General features: G+C 65.5%; 15 protein-coding genes and 2 tRNA genes. 14 read left to right on the top strand and 3 right to left on the bottom strand.

Translation table 11 applies throughout. The features are described 5' to 3' along the window. The first annotated feature begins 14 nt into the window (after positions 1–14). From metG to FBY31_RS05240, 3 genes are all read left to right on the top strand, one after another. Positions 15–1,577, top strand: coding sequence for a methionine--tRNA ligase (gene metG, locus FBY31_RS05250; RefSeq protein WP_142037752.1), 1,563 nt, complete (start codon positions 15–17; stop codon positions 1,575–1,577). A 179-nt stretch (positions 1,578–1,756) separates the two neighbouring features. Beyond that, the gene (locus FBY31_RS05245) at positions 1,757–2,809 is read left to right on the top strand and encodes a 3-isopropylmalate dehydrogenase (RefSeq protein ID WP_142037749.1); all 1,053 of its coding nucleotides are present in this window, start codon (positions 1,757–1,759) and stop codon (positions 2,807–2,809) included. 102 nt (positions 2,810–2,911) lie between these two features. Further along, a complete protein-coding gene (locus FBY31_RS05240) occupies positions 2,912–4,024 on the top strand; it encodes a branched-chain amino acid aminotransferase (RefSeq protein ID WP_142037746.1) in 1,113 nt (370 codons plus the stop codon). Between the two features lie 91 nt (positions 4,025–4,115). On the opposite strand, the gene FBY31_RS05235 is transcribed toward FBY31_RS05240, so the two are convergent. Then, on the bottom strand, positions 4,116–4,724 hold the full coding sequence (locus FBY31_RS05235; protein WP_142037743.1) for a hypothetical protein: 609 nt from the start codon (positions 4,722–4,724) through the stop codon (positions 4,116–4,118). Between the two features lie 91 nt (positions 4,725–4,815). On the opposite strand from FBY31_RS05235, the gene FBY31_RS05230 reads away from it, so the two are divergent. From FBY31_RS05230 to FBY31_RS05195, 8 genes are all read left to right on the top strand, one after another. Continuing rightward, the gene (locus FBY31_RS05230; protein WP_142037740.1) at positions 4,816–5,616 is read left to right on the top strand and encodes an MBL fold metallo-hydrolase; all 801 of its coding nucleotides are present in this window, start codon (positions 4,816–4,818) and stop codon (positions 5,614–5,616) included. Positions 5,617–5,658: 42 nt separating this feature from the next. Next, positions 5,659–6,435, top strand: a complete 777-nt coding sequence (locus FBY31_RS05225) for a fumarylacetoacetate hydrolase family protein (RefSeq protein ID WP_142037737.1) — start codon at positions 5,659–5,661, stop codon at positions 6,433–6,435. A gap of 54 nt (positions 6,436–6,489) precedes the next feature. Next, on the top strand, positions 6,490–8,004 hold the full coding sequence (gene gltX / locus FBY31_RS05220; RefSeq protein ID WP_142037734.1) for a glutamate--tRNA ligase: 1,515 nt from the start codon (positions 6,490–6,492) through the stop codon (positions 8,002–8,004). Continuing rightward, complete coding sequence (locus FBY31_RS05215) at positions 8,004–8,741, top strand: HAD family hydrolase (RefSeq protein WP_142037731.1); 738 nt, start codon at positions 8,004–8,006, stop codon at positions 8,739–8,741. Before gltX ends, FBY31_RS05215 begins: the two co-directional genes overlap by 1 nt. Before the next feature lie 109 nt (positions 8,742–8,850). Then, positions 8,851–8,922 (top strand) — tRNA-Gln (locus FBY31_RS05210). A gap of 139 nt (positions 8,923–9,061) precedes the next feature. Then, a tRNA-Glu gene (locus FBY31_RS05205) sits at positions 9,062–9,137 on the top strand. A 537-nt stretch (positions 9,138–9,674) separates the two neighbouring features. Continuing rightward, on the top strand, positions 9,675–11,456 hold the full coding sequence (locus FBY31_RS05200; protein ID WP_442858163.1) for a dynamin family protein: 1,782 nt from the start codon (positions 9,675–9,677) through the stop codon (positions 11,454–11,456). Beyond that, positions 11,453–13,066, top strand: coding sequence for a GTPase (locus tag FBY31_RS05195; protein ID WP_142037728.1), 1,614 nt, complete (start codon positions 11,453–11,455; stop codon positions 13,064–13,066). The genes FBY31_RS05200 and FBY31_RS05195 overlap by 4 nt, the downstream gene beginning before the upstream one ends. A gap of 27 nt (positions 13,067–13,093) precedes the next feature. On the opposite strand, the gene FBY31_RS05190 is transcribed toward FBY31_RS05195, so the two are convergent. Both FBY31_RS05190 and FBY31_RS05185 read right to left on the bottom strand, forming a co-directional pair. Further along, the gene (locus FBY31_RS05190) at positions 13,094–13,645 is read right to left on the bottom strand and encodes a DUF1697 domain-containing protein (RefSeq protein ID WP_142037726.1); all 552 of its coding nucleotides are present in this window, start codon (positions 13,643–13,645) and stop codon (positions 13,094–13,096) included. Positions 13,646–13,719: 74 nt separating this feature from the next. Then, positions 13,720–14,439: an IclR family transcriptional regulator gene (locus FBY31_RS05185; protein ID WP_066292257.1), complete on the bottom strand. Its 720-nt coding sequence runs from the start codon at positions 14,437–14,439 to the stop codon at positions 13,720–13,722. A 111-nt stretch (positions 14,440–14,550) separates the two neighbouring features. On the opposite strand from FBY31_RS05185, the gene leuC reads away from it, so the two are divergent. The 3 genes from leuC to murA all read left to right on the top strand — a co-directional run bounded on the left by leuC (position 14,551) and on the right by murA (position 18,103). Beyond that, positions 14,551–16,017 carry a 3-isopropylmalate dehydratase large subunit gene (gene leuC, locus FBY31_RS05180; protein ID WP_142037723.1) on the top strand — a complete coding sequence of 489 codons (1,467 nt, stop codon included), beginning with the start codon at positions 14,551–14,553 and terminating at the stop codon, positions 16,015–16,017. Positions 16,018–16,025: 8 nt separating this feature from the next. Beyond that, positions 16,026–16,628: a 3-isopropylmalate dehydratase small subunit gene (leuD, locus tag FBY31_RS05175; protein WP_142037720.1), complete on the top strand. Its 603-nt coding sequence runs from the start codon at positions 16,026–16,028 to the stop codon at positions 16,626–16,628. A 149-nt stretch (positions 16,629–16,777) separates the two neighbouring features. After that, the gene (murA, locus tag FBY31_RS05170; RefSeq protein WP_142037717.1) at positions 16,778–18,103 is read left to right on the top strand and encodes a UDP-N-acetylglucosamine 1-carboxyvinyltransferase; all 1,326 of its coding nucleotides are present in this window, start codon (positions 16,778–16,780) and stop codon (positions 18,101–18,103) included. Positions 18,104–18,105: the final 2 nt, after the last annotated feature.

The following is an 18,105-nucleotide window of genomic DNA, read 5'->3' as shown; positions in this document are numbered from 1 at the left end:
GGTAACGTCCTCCCGTGACTGCTTCAGAGAAAACGCCGTTCTACATCACCACGGCCATCACCTACCCCAACGGCGTACCCCACATCGGCCACGCCTACGAGTACATTGCCACCGACGCCATGGCGCGCTTCAAGCGGCTGGACGGCTATGACGTGATGTTCCTGACCGGCACGGATGAGCACGGGATGAAGATTGCCCAGACCGCGGAAAAGGAAGGCATCACCCCCAAGGAACTGGTGGACCGGAACGCGGAGGTCTACATGGCCGCCCATTCCGCCCTGGGCATCAGCTATGACCGCTTCATCCGCACCACGGACGAGGACCACTACGCCGCCTCGCAGGCCATCTGGAAGAAGATGGAAGCGAACGGCGATATCTACCTCTCCAAGTACGAGGGCTGGTACTCCGTCCGGGACGAGGCGTTCTACGGCGAGGACGACACCGTGGTCAAGGACGACGGCGTGCGCTACTCCAAGGAGACGGACACTGAGGTGACCTGGACGGCTGAGGAGAGCTACTTCTTCCGCCTCTCGGCCTATCAGGACAAGCTCCTTGCGCTCTACGAGGCGCAGCCTGAGTTCGGTGCCCCGCAATACCGTTTCAATGAAGTCATCAGCTTCGTGAAGCGCGGCCTGGAGGACCTGTCCATCAGCCGCACCACGTTCGACTGGGGCGTCCCGGTCCCGGGCAACGACAAGCACGTGATGTACGTCTGGGTGGACGCCCTGACCAACTACCTCACCGGGGTGGGCTACCCGGACGTCGACTCGGAGAAGTTCCGGAAGTTCTGGCCTGCCGATGTCCACATCATCGGCAAGGACATCTCCCGCTTCCACGCCATCTACTGGCCCGCCTTCCTGATGAGTGCCGGACTGGAGCTGCCCAAGCGGGTCATGATCCACGGATTCCTGCAGAACAACGGCGTGAAGATGTCCAAGTCGCTGGGCAACGTCGTGGCCCCGGCCGACTTCGTGGCACAGTACGGCCTGGACCAGGTGCGGTTCTTCTTCCTTCGGGAGGTGCCGTTCGGTGCTGACGGCAGCTACAACCACGAGGCGATCGTCGGCCGGATGAATGCCGACCTCGCCAACAACTTCGGAAACCTGGCCCAGCGTTCACTGTCCATGGTGGCCAAGAACTGCGAGGGCAGGGTGCCGGTCCCCGGCACGTTCACGGACGGGGACAACGCGATCCTTGCCCAGGCCGGCGGCCTCCTCGAAGCTGCACGGGCAGCCTTTGAAAAGCAGGAATTCAGCCGGGCCCTCGAAGTCATCTGGGGCGTGCTTGGAGACACCAACGCCTACTTTGCCGAGCAAGCCCCCTGGGTGCTGCGGAAGACCGACGTCGCACGCATGAACACTGTGCTGTACGTGACGCTGGAAGTCCTGCGCATCGTGGCCATCCTGGCCCAGCCGGTGATGCCAACGGCAACTGCCGCACTCCTGGACACCCTAGGCCAGCCTGAAGGGGAGTCCCGGCAGTTCTCCGCCATTGGCACGCCCATCGCGGCCGGGACCGAACTGCCGGCACCAACGCCGGTGTTCCCGAAGTACGAGGAACCCGCAGAAGAAGCCTGAACACCCCCAAACGCTCTCTCACTTTCCGCGCCTTTTTAGCAAACGCTCTCTCACCCCTGGCCTCAAGGTGAGAGAGCGTTTGCCGTTTCCCTGCATGAACTGAGAGAGGGTGCCGGAGGCACTGTTCGCATCATGAGACAGCTTGACCAGCATATGGATGACCTCGCTACGCTGAGAGCATGAGCGCATCCTCCATCGATCTTGCAGTTATCCCCGGCGACGGCATTGGCCCTGAGGTCATTGCGGAGGCACTGAAGGTGCTGGAGAAGGCCGTGGCCGCAGAGGGCGTAGAGCTTAAGCAAACGCACTACAAGCTCGGCGCGGAGCACTGGCTGGCCACCGGGGAAACCCTGCCGGACCACGTCCTGGCGGACCTCCGCACCCGGGACGCCATCCTGTTCGGCGCCGTGGGGGCGGCCCCCGGCGACACCCGTATTCCGTCAGGCATCATCGAACGCGAATTGCTGCTCAAGCTCCGCTTCAGCCTGGACCACTACGTCAACCTGCGGCCTTCACGGCTCTACGGAACGGTGGGGAGCCCGCTGGCCAATCCCGGCGTCATCGATTTCATTGTGGTGCGCGAAGGAACCGAAGGCCCCTACGTCGGCAACGGCGGCACCCTTCGCCCGGGCACTCCACACGAGGTGGCCACCGAGGTTTCGCTGAATACCGCCCACGGTGTGGAGCGGGTGGTACGGGATGCCTTCCGCCGCGCCAGCCTCCGTGAGCGCAAGCATGTCACCCTCGTCCACAAGCACAACGTCCTGGTCTTCGCAGGTCACCTGTGGAAGCGTACGGTCGAGGCCGTGGCCCAGGAGTTCCCGGAAGTCACCCACGACTACCTGCACGTGGACGCGGCCACGATCTTTATGGTCACCGACCCGTCCCGCTTCGACGTGATCGTCACAGACAACCTCTTCGGCGACATCCTCACCGACCTCGCCGCAGCCATCACCGGCGGCATCGGCCTGGCAGCTTCAGGGAACATCAACATGGACCGCACCGCGCCGTCCATGTTCGAGCCGGTCCACGGTTCGGCTCCGGACATCGCCGGACAGGGCAAGGCCGACCCCACCGCCGCCATCCTGTCGGCCGCACTCCTGCTGGAGCACCTCGGGTTCATCGCGGCGGCCCGCAGGATTGAAGCAGCAGTCGTTGCCGACGTCGAAAAGCGCGACGGCGGTGCGCGCAGCACCAGCGCGGTGGGCGACGCCATCGCCGCCGGTCTCTAGCCGCGCAGGGGCTGCCGGCAACGGGCGTAAGCTTGTCTCGAATCACCAAATGCCGCCTTGCCGTTCAACGCTGAATCCAAGGCGGCCGATCGTGGAGGAACCATGACTCAGACTGCCCACGGCGTCGAATTTACCCAGCAACTCTCGGCAAACCCGAAGTCTGCTGAAGAGCGTGCAGCCATCCTGGCGAACCCGGGATTCGGCAACTACTTCACCGACCACACCGCCATCGTCGACTACACCGTGGACGCGAACGGCAACGGCGGCTGGCACAATGCCCGGATTGAAGCGTACGGGCCGATCGTCCTCGATCCCTCCGCTGCGGTTTTCCACTACGGCCAGGAGATTTTCGAGGGGCTCAAGGCCTACCGCCACGCTGACGGATCCATCTGGACCTTCCGGCCCGAGGCCAACGCAGCGCGGCTGAACAAGTCCGCCCGCAGGCTTGCCCTGCCCGAGCTGCCGGCCGAGTACTTCCTTGGAGCCATCCGGGAACTGGTGGCAGCCGATAAGGAATGGGTACCCAGCGGCGACGGTGAGGCACTGTACCTGCGGCCGTTCATGATCGCCACCGAAGCCTTCCTGGGTGTCCGCGCAGCCCGGGAGGTCTCCTTCCGGGTGATCGCTTCACCGGCCGGCAACTACTTTGGCGGCGAGCTGAAGCCGGTATCCATCTGGATCTCCCGCGAGTACGCCCGCGCCGGCCGCGGCGGAACCGGCGATGCCAAGTGCGGCGGCAATTACGCTGCCTCCCTTATTGCCCAGCAGGAAGCCGAAGCCAACGGCTGCAAGCAGGTCCTCTTCCTGGACCACTTCAACGACGACGCGGTCGAAGAACTGGGCGGCATGAACGTGTTCTTCGTGATGAAGGACGGCTCACTGGTTACCCCCGCACTGACCGGCACCATCCTGGAGGGCGTTACCCGGATGTCCGTCATCCAGGTGGCCAAGGACATGGGCCGCGAAGTTGCCGAGCGGAAGATCACCCTTGAAGAGTGGCGCGACGGCGTTGCCTCCGGTGACATTGCAGAGGTCTTTGCCTGCGGCACGGCGGCAGTGATCACGCCCATTGGCGTTTTGAAGGACGCCACCGAATTCATCGGCTCCGAGGACGCCAAGGCCGGGGAGACCACCATGGCCATCCGGGAACAGCTGCTCGGCATCCAGACCGGCGCGGTCCCCGACACCCACGGCTGGCTCACCCGCCTGGCCTGACTGCGGCATTCGGCCACCACAACTACGACGGCGCCTGGCAGGTCTTCCTGCCAGGCGCCGTTTTGCCTGGCTTTCGTCGGCCCCGGGGGAGCTACCGCCGGGCAGCCTTCCTGGCCGCATTCTTCTGGGCCTTGCGGGAGACGGGCTTGAGGGCCTTCCTGGCCGCTTCCTCCTCCAGGGCACGCTGGCGCCGGGCATCAAGGAGGTCGTTCCACAGGGTGGTGGCGAAAACTCCGCCGTCCTGGGTGTACAACTCGTAGGGATACGAGGCAAACCCGGCCGGGGGAGCGCCGTCGGGAAGCTGTTCGCCGGAGGTCCGGGCCACGGCATCCGCTACCGCCCACGTTTCGGTCAGGTGGGGCACCAGGTTGGCTTCCACAAACGCGTTCGGGTCGGCGGATACGGCAGCCCTCTCAAGCAGGATCTCGAGCTGCTGCTCCAGGTGTTCGGCGGCTGCCGCTGCAACTGACGTCCCGTCATCGGTGGCCCTGGCCAGCACGGCTTCCTGTTCAGCCACTGCCTCCGCCCAGTCTTCTGTACGGCGGAATGCCTGCCAGGTGGGGAACCAGACCACGGCACCGGTGGCGTGGTTGTGGATGTGCCGGAGGCCAGTGCTCTTCTCAGTTCCTGCATGGTCGTTTCCGGCCGCGGCAGCACCGGCGAGGAGCTCTGACAAGGCGGGAGTTGGTGCGGTGCTCATGATGGCGGTGCTTTCGGTAGGGGGTGGTGATCTCTAAGCCACAACCCGCCCCAGGGTCCCGCTTATTCCGCCGGACTGCAAAGATGGGAACGTGACTTCAGCTTCCGGACCCATCCTCCAGCGCAGTTCAGCCTTGACGGAGTTCATCCTGGCCCCCAACCCCGGGCCGATGAGCCTGGACGGGACCAACTCCTACCTGGTGCGGGTGCCCGGTTCTCCCGGCGCCGTGGTGGTGGACCCGGGGCCTCTGGACGAGGCGCACCTCCAAGCCCTTGCCGACGCGGGGCCCGTGGACCTCATCCTCATCACCCACCGCCACGGCGACCACACTGCAGGTTCGGCCCGGCTGCACCAGCTGACCGGGGCTCCTGTCCGTGCCGCGGATCCTGTCCATTGCCACGGAACCGGCACGGCGCTGCTGGACGGCGAGGTACTGTCCGCCGCCGGGGTCGAGGTGAGGGTTGTGGCTACGCCTGGCCACACCTCCGATTCCGTGTGCTTCCACCTCCCCGCCGACGGCCCTTACGGTTCAATCCTGTCCGGGGATACCATCCTTGGCCGCGGCACCACGATGCTCGACTACCCGGACGGGATCCTCGCTGACTACCTCACCTCGCTGGATAGGCTGGAAGCCCTGGGGCCGGGGACCGTCCTTCCCGCCCACGGCCCGGTGCTGCCGTCCCTTGTGGACATCGCCCGGGCCTACCGCAGCCACCGTCTCGAACGGTTGGCGCAAATCCGCGCTGCCCTGGATGGGCTGGGCCGGGATGCGGCCGTGGGCGACGTGACGGACGCTGTCTATGCCGACGTCGACCCTTCCGTCAGGCGGGCTGCTGAAACTTCTGTTGCCGCGCAACTTGACTATCTGCGCGGCGGCGAAGTGCGGCAGTAGGGCCGCCCGGCGGCTGGTTGGCGAGACGGTAGGGTAGGAGCCATGCGTATTGCCAGGTTTGTCGTCGATTCTGATCCCCTCTACGGCGTTGTCGAAGGTGACACGGGCAGTGAGGTCGTCACTGTTATCCATGGAGACCCCTTCTTCAACGGGGTGGAGCGCACCTCCGTCCGCCACAAGCTGGAAGACGTCCGGCTGCTCGCGCCCATCATTCCCCGCAGCAAGGTGATCGGCGTCGGACGCAACTTCGTGGAGCACGCGCACGAACTCGGCAATGAGGTTCCCGCCCAGCCGCTCCTCTTCCTCAAGCCCAACACCGCCGTCGTGGGCCCGAACGATCCTGTGGTGCTGCCGGAGTTCTCCGAGGAAGTCTCCTTCGAAGCGGAACTGTGCGTGGTGATCGGCCGGATCTGCAAGGATGTGCCCGAGGAACGCGTTGATGACGTTATCTTCGGCTACACCTGCGGCAATGACCTCACCGCACGGGATGTCCAGAAGACGGACCTGCAGTGGACCCGCGCCAAGGGCTTTGACACCTCGGCGCCGCTGGGCCCTTGGATCGAGACCGAGTTGGACACCGAAGACCTGCAGATCCAAGGCAGGCTCAATGGCGAGGTGCGCCAGGACGGGAGCACCAGCCAGATGATCAGGGGCGTTAGGGAACTCGTCTCCGTGGTCTCGCAGGCCTTCACCTTGCTTCCCGGCGATGTGATCATGACCGGGACTCCGGCGGGGGTGGGCCTGGTCAACGCGGGGGACCGTTTCGAGGTCGAAATCGAGGGCATTGGGCGGCTTTCCAACCCGATCGTGCGCCGGTGATTGTTCTGCAGGGCAAAAGACAGGGGCTGGCCAGACGGTAAAGTTGGAGGCACTATGACTACTGCCTCTGCGCCCAACGCTGCCTCCATCCCGTCCGTCACCGCCGACACTCCGGTGCGCGTCCGGTTCTGCCCCTCACCTACGGGGACGCCCCATGTGGGCCTGATCCGTACTGCCTTGTTCAACTGGGCGCACGCCAAGCACACCAAGGGCACCTTCGTGTTCCGCATCGAGGACACGGACGCTGCCCGCGACTCGGAAGAGAGCTACCAGCAGCTGCTGGAGGCGTTGAAATGGCTGGGGATCACCTGGGAAGAGGGCGTGGAGGTCGGCGGACCGCACGAGCCGTACCGGCAGTCACAGCGCCTGGACTTCTACAAGGACGTCGTCGCCAAGCTCCTTGACGGCGGCTACGCCTACGAGTGCTACTCCTCCCCGGAGGAGGTAGAGGCACGCCACCGTGCCGCCGGCCGGGATCCCAAGCTGGGTTATGACAACTTCGATCGCGAGCTTACCGAAGAGCAGCTTGCGGCTTTCAAGGCCGAAGGCCGGCAGCCGGTGCTCCGTGTCCGGATGCCGGACGAGGACGTCACATTCACGGACCTGATCCGCGGTGAGATCACGTTCAAAGCCGGAAGCATCCCGGACTATGTCATTGTCCGTGCCGACGGTTCGCCGCTGTACACGCTGGTGAACCCGGTGGATGACGCACTGATGGGCATCACCCACGTGCTGCGCGGCGAGGACCTGCTGTCCTCCACGCCCCGGCAGGTGGTGTTGATCCGCTATCTCATGGAGATCGGCGTCGCCAATTACCTGCCGCTCTTTGGCCACCTCCCCTATGTGATGGGGGAGGGCAACAAGAAGCTTTCCAAGCGTGACCCGCAATCCAACCTCTTCCTGCTGCGGGACCGCGGCTTCATTCCAGAGGGCTTGCTGAACTACCTCTCCCTGCTGGGTTGGAGCCTTTCGGCCGATGAGGACATCTTCACCGTGGACCAGCTGATTGAAAGCTTCGACGTCCAGGACGTCCTTGCCAACCCGGCCCGGTTCGACATCAAGAAGGCAGAAGCCATCAACGGCACCCACATCCGGATGCTTGACCCCGAAGACTTCAGGGGACGGCTTGTGCCGTACCTGAGGACCGCCGGCCTCGTGGGCGAGCAGCTCACGGCACGGCAGGAGGAAATCCTTGCCGAAGCGGCACCCCTCATCCAGGAGCGCATCGCCTTGCTGGGCGAAGCGCCGGAGATGCTCGGGTTCCTTTTCAAGCCTGATGACGCGATCGATATTGCCGCGGATGCGCGCAAGGGGTTGCCGGAGAACCTGACGGAGGTCCTGGACGCCGCCATCGCTGCGCTCGAACCTGTGGAGGACTGGAGCCCGGACACCATCCAGGCCGCCCTGAAGCAGGCTTTGGTCGAGGACCTGGGCCTCAAGCCCCGCCTTGCTTTCGGGCCGGTGCGCACGGCCGTTTCCGGACGCCGCATCTCGCCTCCGTTGTTCGAGTCCATGGTGATCCTCGGCAAGGAGTCCTCCCTCCGCCGGCTCAAGACTTTCCGCGGCTGATGACAGCTCCCAGCCAGGCAGAGGGCACCGTCCTGGAAACACCCTTCGGCGCAGTCCGCGGGGTGCTGTTCGACATCGACGACACCCTGGTTGACCTGGAGTACTCCATGACCACCGCCCTGCGGGAGGTCAGCGAACACCTCCTGCCCGGCCTCGACCAGGCCGGGTGGGAACGGTTCGGCCGAATCTTCACGCACGAGACCACCCACTACTACGACCGGTACCTGGGCGGAGAGCTCACGTTCAACGAACAGCGCCTGCTCCGCGGCCGCGCCGCGCTGGGACATTTCGGGGTTGAACTGGCTGAAGGAGAGCAATCGCACCAGTGGCTCAACGCGTACATGGAAAAACAGCCCGCCTACGTGAAACCCTTTCCGGACGTGATGCCGTTGCTGGACAGGCTGGACCGGGCAGGCATCCCCTATGGTGCGGTCAGCAACAACGTCCATGATTACCAGCGCGCCAAGCTGGACGGGGCAGGACTTGAACGCGTCCGCCGCCTCGTGGGAACCGACACCCTGGGGGTGGCGAAACCGGATCCGGCCATTTACCTCGAAGGGGTCCGGTTGCTGGGCACGGACCCTGCCGAGACGTTGTATGTCGGCGACAACCGCCTGCTCGATGCCGAGGGCTCGACGGCGGCCGGCCTCGTTGGTGTCTGGCTTAACCGGGCGGGGGAGACCGTGCCGGACTTTGAGGGCAGCATGGTGGCATCCCTGGGTGAACTGGTCAGCTAGGTCACACCGGGCCGATTTGTGCGAGCCGAAAGTCTCGGGTAGAGTAATTTCTCGTGCTGAGGCGCACGGAGCAGGGATGAAGCCCTGAAAACCGGCCCGAAAGTGCCATTGGGATATGGTGTAATTGGCAACACTACGGTTTCTGGTACCGTCATTCTAGGTTCGAGTCCTGGTATCCCAGCTCTGTTGAAAGCCCGCTTGCGGGCAGGGAAACAGACGGTTTCAGCCGGTCCGCCGATTTGAAACCAAAGTGAAGTGTGTGAAAGAATCACTGAGCTTGACCAGCGGAAACGCTGGTACGAAGTACAGAAAAAGTACACGGCCCCATCGTATAGCGGCCTAGTACGCCGCCCTCTCACGGCGGTAACGCGGGTTCGAATCCCGCTGGGGTCACCAACGAAAAGGTCCCGGGCAGACGCCCGGGGCCTTTTCTTTTGCGCTCTCAAATCCCGCTCCGGCGGGGAAGCCGCCATCACCTCCCGCAACAGATCCGGCGACGCTCTATCACCTCCCGCATCAAATCGGGTAACGCTCTATCAGTTCCCGCAACAGATCCGGCGACGCTCTATCACCTCCCGCATCAAATCGGGCGACGCTCTATCACCTCCCGCAACAGATCCGGCGACGCTCCATCACGTCCTGCAACAGATCCGGGAAGGCACAATCAGTCTGGGGAATCTGCCTGAGGAAACCTAGGGCACATTGCCGTGGCAGCACCGCCGTCGAACTTGACCAGCAATTGCCGGAGCGATGCCCTAAAAGCTGCAGGAGGTGATGGGGCGTTGGAGGGAAAGCTGCAGGAGGTGATGGGGCGTTGGATCTGCCGATTGATCCCGGACGCTTCGCCCATGAAACCGTTGGCTGCGAATATTTTGGAACCGCACGGGCGGGCAGGAACGGGACCAAGGCGCCCTGAACTGGCATGATGATCCTGTGACCTCCCGGGACGAGCAGGACTTACCACAGGATGCAGGGCCAGCGCCGCGGGCGATGGCGGCTGTGGCGCTGTTGGAGCAGGTGCGTGGTGATCTGGCCGCTGCGGCGCTGCCGCTGGCCTTGCCCGGGACGGAACAGGCCCGGCGTGATGCTGCCAGCGCCGTGGCCCAGCTCGATGACTACATCCTCCCGCGGTACCGGAGCCTTGACGCCCCGCTGCTGGCCGTCGTCGGAGGCTCCACCGGGGCGGGCAAGTCAACGCTCGTCAACGCCCTGGTGGGCCACCCGGTGACCCGGTCCGGAGCCATCCGCCCCACCACAAGGCAGCCGATCCTCCTGCATCATCCGGCAGAGGCGGCCTGGTTCGAGGGCCAGCGCGTCCTGCCCACCCTCAGCAGGATCCGCGGATACGTCACCAGCAGCCCGGTCCCGGCCGCAAGCGCCGGGCCCATCCCGGACCCCGGCGCAATGTCCTCCCTTGTCCTCGTAGCCGACCCCGCACTGCCCGAGGGAATCGCACTCCTCGATGCCCCCGACGTCGACTCCATCTCCGACGACAACCGGAAGCTTGCGGGCCAGCTCCTCGCCGCTGCCGATCTGTGGATTTTCGTCACCACCGCCAACCGCTATGCCGACGCCGTTCCCTGGAAACTGCTCCTGGACGCGGCCGGCCGGGACATCATGGTGGCCGTGGTGCTGGACCGGGTGCCGGCGGGGGCGGAAGTTGAGGTCAGCGAGGATCTGCGTGGCCTCCTGGACCGCGAAGGCCTGGGTGCTGCCCAGCTGTTCATCATTCCGGAAACGACACTTGACGCTCTGGGCATGCTCCCTGCCGGCACAGTCCTCCCGCTGCGCACCTGGCTTGGAGATCTTGCCGCCGATTCCGCCGGCCGTTCTGAGATCGCCCGCCGCACCCTGAACGGGACCGTCAGGGCCCTGGCCGGCCGCGTTGCCGCAGTGGCCCAGGCGGCGCGGGAACAGCAGCAGGCGGCAGGCAATCTCGAAGCCGCTGCCGTTTCGGCCTACAATGCTGCGGCCAACCGCATCCTTGACGCCACCAGGGACGGCTCGCTCCTGCGTGGCGAGGTGCTGGCCCGCTGGCAGGACTTTGTGGGCACCGGTGAGTTTTTCCGGACCCTGGAACAGAATGTTGGCCGCTTCCGCGACCGGGTGGGCGCCTTCTTCCGCGGTGAACCGCCACCCGCCATCCGGGTGGAAGCAGCCATCGAGACCGGCCTTCAGGCCGTGATCGTGCACGAAGCCGCAAATGCCGCCGAGGACACGGACCAGCGCTGGCGGACCGACCCCGCCGGACGCCATCTGTTGGGTACGGACGACCTTTCCGGGACAACTCCGGGCTTCGAGGACCGGGCGGCCGCCGAAATCAGGGCCTGGCAGGAAGCCTTGATGGAACTGATCCGCACCGAGGGGCAGGGAAAGCGGACCCATGCCCGCTGGCTGTCCTTCGGGATCAACGGGCTGGGCGCGGCCCTGATGATCGTAGTGTTCTCGATGACTGCCGGACTGACCGGTCTCGAAGTCGGGGTGGCGGGTGGAACCGCGGTTGTGGGCCAGCGGCTGCTGGAGGCGGTTTTCGGCGAGGAGGCTGTCCGGCGGATGGCCGAAAAAGCGCGGGAGGACCTGCACATCCGGTGCCAGCGTCTGCTGCAGGACGAACAGCAGAAATTCCTGTCCCGGCTTCCGGTAAGCGATGACGGTACCGCCCAGTCCCTCGCCGCGCACCCGCATGCGCTGGCCCGGCTGGCGGGCACTGCATGAGTCGCCACAGCGACACCCGCGACTCGTCGCGGCTGGACCGCCGGCTCTCCGCCCTCAACGACGCCCGGGAGCTGGGCGAAGGGGTCCTCCCCGATGAGTCGCTCCAGGAAGTGTTCGGCGTGCTGGAGCGTGCCAGCACCCGGCGGTCGCTGTCCGCTGACCATACGGTGGTGGGGTTCTTCGGCGCCACCGGCAGCGGAAAGTCTTCCCTGTTCAACGCCGTGAGCGGAGCGGAAATCGCGACGGCGGCGGCGCGGCGTCCGACCACATCGGAGCCTTTGGCGGGGGTGTGGGGAGCGGAGGGCAGCGAACCGCTGCTGGACTGGCTGGAGGTCCGGAACCGCCACCATGCGGCAGCCGTGGAGGGCTTCGCCGACGAGGACACCGGCTTGATCCTGTTGGACCTGCCGGACTTTGATTCCACCCGGGCAGCGAACCGTGAAGTGGTCCAGCGGATGGTGGGGCTCGTCGACGTCCTGGTGTGGGTCCTTGATCCCCAAAAGTACGCCGACGCGGCTGTCCACAACGACTTCTTGTCCCGCCTGGCCTCGCACGGCGCCGTCACCCTGGTGGTCCTTAACCAGGTGGACCGCCTTCCCGCCCAGGACGTGCAGCCCGTACTGGAGTCGCTGCGGGCCATCCTTGCCCGCGACGGCCTCGCCAAGGTCCAGGTTCTCGCGGCGTCCGCACTCACCGGGACAGGCGTGGACAAGGTCCGGGACAGCATCCGGAGCGTTGCGGGGAAGCGCAAAGCCCAGTCGCAGCGGCTCGCTGCCGACATCACCCGGGCTTCAACCGAATTGGGCGCAGTGTCCGGTGGCGGCGAGGCGGCCGGGGTCCGGTCCGGTACAACGGCGCGCCTTGCCGACGAGTTGGCGGTTGCGGCGAATGTGCCGGCTGTGGTCCGGGCAGTGGGCCAGTCCTACCGGCTTGAATCAGTGAAGCGGACAGGCTGGCCTGTCACGCGGTGGCTTTCCCGGTTCCGGCCCGACCCTTTGCGGCGGCTGAACTTGCGCCGCACCGCACCGTCGGAGTTGAACCGCACCTCGCTGCCGCCGGCCGGAGCCCCGGAACGCGCCCGGACTGATGCAGCGGTGCGGGAATTTGCCGACGCCGCCAGTGCGGGCGCTCCTGGTCCCTGGCGGGCAGCGATCCGGGGTGCCGCCAGGGAGGGCAGGGAGCGACTGCCGGATGCACTTGACCAGGCCGTCGCCGGAACAGACCTTGCCGCCAACCGTAAATCGTGGTGGTGGGGCTTGTTCAACGTGGTGCAATGGCTGGCCCTGCTCACAGTACTGGGAGGCCTGGGCTGGCTCGGTGTGCTCGCTGCGCTGGGCTACTTCCAGCTGCCCGTACCGGAGGTGCCCAGGGTGGAGGGCTGGCCGGTCCCGACACTGATGATCGCCGTCGGGGTGGTGTTGGGAATCTTCCTTGCGATAACCGGACGCTTCATTGCCGCGGCCGCCGCCAACGCCCGGGCAGCGCGTGCGCGGAAACGGCTGAACGCAGCGGTGGCAGCCGTGGCCCAGGAACTCGTAGTGGAACCCGTGGAGGTTGAAGTCAGCCGGCTTGCGGCCTTCAATGCGGCGCTGAAGACGGCGGCCGGGTAGAAGCAAGGGTCGCACCGGACCGGCTAGTCAGCCGCCGGCGGCCTCAAGGTCCGCGGCGGCGTCCCTGACTTTGATGAGGGTGCGCAGGTTTCGTGTGGTGGTGGAGGCCTTGAACCTGTTCTTGGCCGTGATCTTGCTGAACGGGCTGTCCAGCGTTCCGCCGGCAGGTGCCAGCCAGGCCAGCGCCTCCGGGCCCAGCCTCTTTTGCTCCCCGCCCTCCAGCGCGGCTCCGGCTGCTTCGAGTTCGTCCAGCATGCCAACATCTGAGGAGAGCGTGATGTAGGTGTGGGTGCTCTTATCGTCATCCGGGTAGGGGCAGGCAGCCACCAGCTCGGCCACCCGGGCTGCATCCAGGACCACCACCCAGGCATCGTAGCCGAAGGTGTCCCGGAGGCATTTCTCGCACTCCCGCTTCACGGCGGCGGCGTCCAGGTTGCTGGTCAACACCACGTTTCCGCTGGCAAGCAGGGTCCGGGCGTCCGGGAATCCGACTGACTTGAGCGCCTCCCGGAGCTCTGCCATCTTGATGTTGATGCCGCCCACGTTGATGCCGCGGAGAAACACTGAGTAGCTGCCCATGGCGAAAATCCTAGCGCCCGCTGCACCGGCCCAGGGCGTCAGCCGGTGTTCCTGCCGTTAGCAGGTCCCCTGCATCAGTCGTTGTTCTTGCGCAGCGCCTCGGTGAGGATGCGGCCGGCGTTGCAGACCACTTCCGCATGCAACCGCCCCGGCTGCCGGGTAAGCCGTTCAATGGGACCGGAAATTGAAACCGCCGCAATCACGCGGCCGGACGGTCCGCGCACCGGTGCTGACACGGAGGCGACCCCCGGCTCGCGTTCGCCGAGGCTCTGGCCCCAGCCCCGCCGTCGTACTCCTGCCAGGACCGTCGGTGTGAAGCGGGCCGACTGCAGCCCTTCGAGCAGGCGGTCGTGGTCCTCCCAGGCAAGCAGCACCTGGGCGGCTGACCCTGCCTTCATGGACAGCTGCGTGCCTACCGGAATAGTGTCGCGCAGGCCGATAGGGCGCTCGGCGGAGGCTACGCAGACGCGCCAGTCGCCCTGGCGGCGGAAGATCTGTGCGCTCTCGCCGGTGGCATCGCGCAGCTGCATCAGCACCGGTCCCGCGGATGCGATCAAACGGTCCTCGCCTGCAGCCGAGGCGAGTTCAACGAGTCGGCTTCCCAGGACGAAACGGCCCTGGATGTCGCGGCTGACCAGCCGGTGATGCACCAGGGCCAGGGCAAGGCGATGGACCGTGGGCCGGGCCAGTCCGGTTGCCGCCACCAGCTGCGCCAGCGTGGTGGGACCGGCCTCGAGCGCATCAAGCACATGCGCCGCTTTATCAATGACACCGACTCCACTAGAATTGTCCATGTAATGATATTGCCGTCTCAATATCTGAGATGCAAATCTTTCGGCTGGCGCAGTGTGAAGCCGTACTGGTTCAGTGGATCCATCAGTCAACAGCAGTGAAGGGAGATGGCCATGGCAAAGACATTGGCCGAGAAAGTCTGGGACGCGCACGTGGTGCGCAAAGGCGAGGGCGATGGAGCCAACGCCCAGCCCGACCTTCTCTTCATCGACCTCCACCTTGTCCACGAGGTCACGTCCCCGCAGGCGTTCGAAGGCCTGCGCCTGGCCGGCCGCAAGCTGCGCCGCCCGGACCTGACCATCGCCACGGAGGACCACAACACTCCCACGCTGGACATCGACAAGCCTATCGCCGATCTGACCAGCCGCACGCAGATCCAGACGCTGCGCAACAACTGCGCCGAGTTCGGTGTCCGGCTGCATTCCCTCGGGGACGCGGAGCAGGGCATCGTCCACGTGGTGGGCCCGCAGCTGGGCCTGACCCAGCCGGGCATGACAGTGGTGTGCGGCGACTCGCATACCTCCACCCATGGAGCCTTCGGGGCGCTGGCCATGGGCATTGGAACGTCCGAGGTGGAACATGTGATGGCCACCCAGACGCTGTCCCTGAAGCCGTTCAAGACCATGGCCATCAACGTCGAAGGTACGCTCCGTCCGGGCGTCACGGCCAAGGACATCATCCTGGCCGTCATCGCCAGGATCGGCACGGGCGGTGGCCAGGGTTACGTCCTGGAATACCGCGGCTCCGCCATCCGGGCCCTGTCCATGGACGCCCGCATGACCATCTGCAACATGTCGATCGAGGCCGGTGCCCGCGCTGGAATGATAGCGCCGGATGAGACCACCTACGAATACATGTTGGGCCGGCCCCACGCGCCCCAGGGCGCCGACTGGGACGCCGCCGTGGAGTACTGGAACACCCTGCGTACCGACGACGACGCCACCTTTGACGTGCAGGTTGACCTGGATGCCGACACCCTGGAGCCGTTCGTCACCTGGGGCACCAACCCCGGCCAGGGCGTCTCCCTGTCCGAATCCGTGCCCTCTCCGGAGGACTTCGGCGACGAGAACGCCAAGGCTGCCGCCGAGCGCGCCCTGCAGTACATGGGCCTTGAGGCCGGCACGCCGATGAAGGACATCCGCGTGGACACCGTCTTCCTGGGCTCCTGCACCAACTCCAGGATGGAAGACCTCCGTGCCGCTGCGGACATCATCCGCGGCCGCCAAAAGGACCCCAACATCCGGATGCTGGTGGTCCCGGGCTCGGCGCGTGTCCGCCTGGAGGCCGAAGCTGAGGGCCTGGACAAGGTCTTCAAGGACTTCGGGGCGGAATGGCGTTTTGCCGGCTGCTCCATGTGCCTGGGCATGAATCCGGACCAGCTGGAGGTGGGGGAGCGCTGCGCGTCCACCTCGAACCGCAACTTCGAAGGGCGCCAGGGCAAGGGCGGCCGGACCCACCTGGTGTCCCCGGTGGTGGCCGCAGCCACTGCCATCCGCGGCACCCTGAGTTCGCCGTCGGACCTTGATCCCGAGCCGGTGGTTGAGCCTGCCCGAACCCCCATCCGTACCGACGCAGCCTAGGACCCGCCATGGAAAAGTTCACCACCCACACCGGAACCGGCGTCCCGCTGCGCCAGAGCAACGTGGACACGGACCAGATCATCCCCGCCGTCTACCTCAAGCGCATCACCCGCACAGGCTTCGAGGACGCCCTGTTTTCGGCGTGGCGCAAGGACCCCTCCTTCATCCTGAACCAGGAACCGTTCAACACCGGTTCCGTCCTGGTGGCAGGTCCCGACTTCGGCACCGGCTCCTCCCGTGAACACGCAGTGTGGGCGCTGAAGGACTACGGCTTCAAAGCAGTCCTGTCGTCCCGGTTCGCCGACATTTTCCGCGGCAACTCCGGCAAGCAGGGCCTGCTGGCGGCCCAGGTGGCGCAGGACGACATCGAACTGATCTGGAAAGAGCTCGAAAACGCTCCCGGCACCCAGGTCACCGTGGACCTCGTGTCCAAAACGGTGGTGTGCGGCAACATCGTGGCACCCTTCGACATCGACGACTACACCCGCTGGCGCCTGCTCGAAGGCCTGGACGATATCGGGCTCACCCTCCAGCACGAGGCGGACATCACTGCCTTCGAGGCCACGCGCCCTGCCTTCCTGCCGAAAACCCTGCCGGCACGCCTTTCCTGAGCGGGCGGAAGTACCTCTGACTGCGCGACGGCGCTCCGCCACGCCCTGCCGCCGTCGCCCGCGTATTTCGGTTCGGTAACGCGACCTCCTATGCTTGGTTGGAGCCTTTGCAAGTTTTTTGGGGCTAGTTATCGTGAGGAAACCGGTATATGAGTAGTGTTCTGACAATCCGCGGCGGCGTCCCGCTGACAGGCCGCGTCACCGTGCGGGGAGCGAAAAACCTCGTTCCCAAGGCGATGGTGGCAGCGTTGCTGGGCAACGAACCGTCCGTGTTGCGGAACGTGCCGGAGATCAAGGATGTGGAGGTAGTCACCTCCCTCCTGCAGCTCCACGGCGTGACTGTGGTCAAGGATCCCGTCAACGGGGATCTCACTTTGGACCCGAAAGCAGCCAAGACTGCGCCCAGCACCGCGATTGATGCCCACGCCGGCGACTCCCGGATTCCCATCCTGCTCTGCGGCCCCCTGATCCACGCCATCGGCGAAGCATTCATTCCCGACCTCGGCGGCTGCAAGATCGGCGACCGTCCCATCGACTACCACCTTGATGTGCTGCGCCAGTTCGGTGCCGTGGTGGAGAAGCGGCCCGGCGGCATTCACATTTCCGCTCCCAAGGGCCTGCACGGCGCGAAGATTTCCCTGCCCTACCCGTCCGTGGGGGCCACGGAGCAGGTGCTTCTCAGCGCCACCCGCGCCGAGGGCATCACAGAACTCTCCGGAGCCGCCACCGAGCCGGAGATCATCGACCTGATCGCCGTGCTGCAGAAGATGGGCGCCATCATCAGCGTCCAGACGGACCGCACCATCCGCATCGAAGGCGTGCGCGACCTTGGCGGCTACAACCACCGGGCGCTCTCGGACCGGAACGAATCGGCATCGTGGGCATCTGCGGCGCTGGTTACCAAGGGTGACATCTACGTTGAAGGCGCTTCCCAGCGGGACATGATGACGTTCCTGAACACCTACCGCAAGGTGGGCGGCGGCATGGACATCGGCGAGGACGGCATCCGCTTCTACCACCGGGGCGGGAAGCTCAACCCCCTGGTCCTGGAAACGGATGTGCACCCCGGTTTTATGACCGACTGGCAGCAGCCGCTGGTGGTGGCGCTGACCCAGGCCGAAGGTGTCTCAATCGTCCATGAGACGGTGTACGAGAACCGCTTCGGCTTCACCGACGCACTGATCCGCATGGGCGCCAGCATCCAGGTGCACCGTGAATGCCTGGGCAGCGTGCCGTGCCGGTTCGGCCAGCGGAACTTCCTGCATTCCGCAGTGATCTCCGGGCCCACCCAGCTCAAGGGAACGGACATCGACGTGCCGGACCTTCGTGGCGGGTTCAGCCACCTGATCGCGGCCCTCGCTGCGACGGGAACCTCCCGGGTCACGGGAATCGACATCATCAACCGGGGCTACGAGCGCTTCACCGAAAAGCTGGCCGGACTGGGCGCCGACTTCGACATCACCCCCACGAAGTAGCG

Origin of the sequence: Arthrobacter sp. SLBN-100, assembly GCF_006715305.1 — a bacterium.
GTDB lineage: Bacteria > Actinomycetota > Actinomycetes > Actinomycetales > Micrococcaceae > Arthrobacter.
The sequence above is the reverse complement of the archived record's forward strand: the minus strand, read 5'-3'. Positions and strand labels throughout refer to the sequence as shown.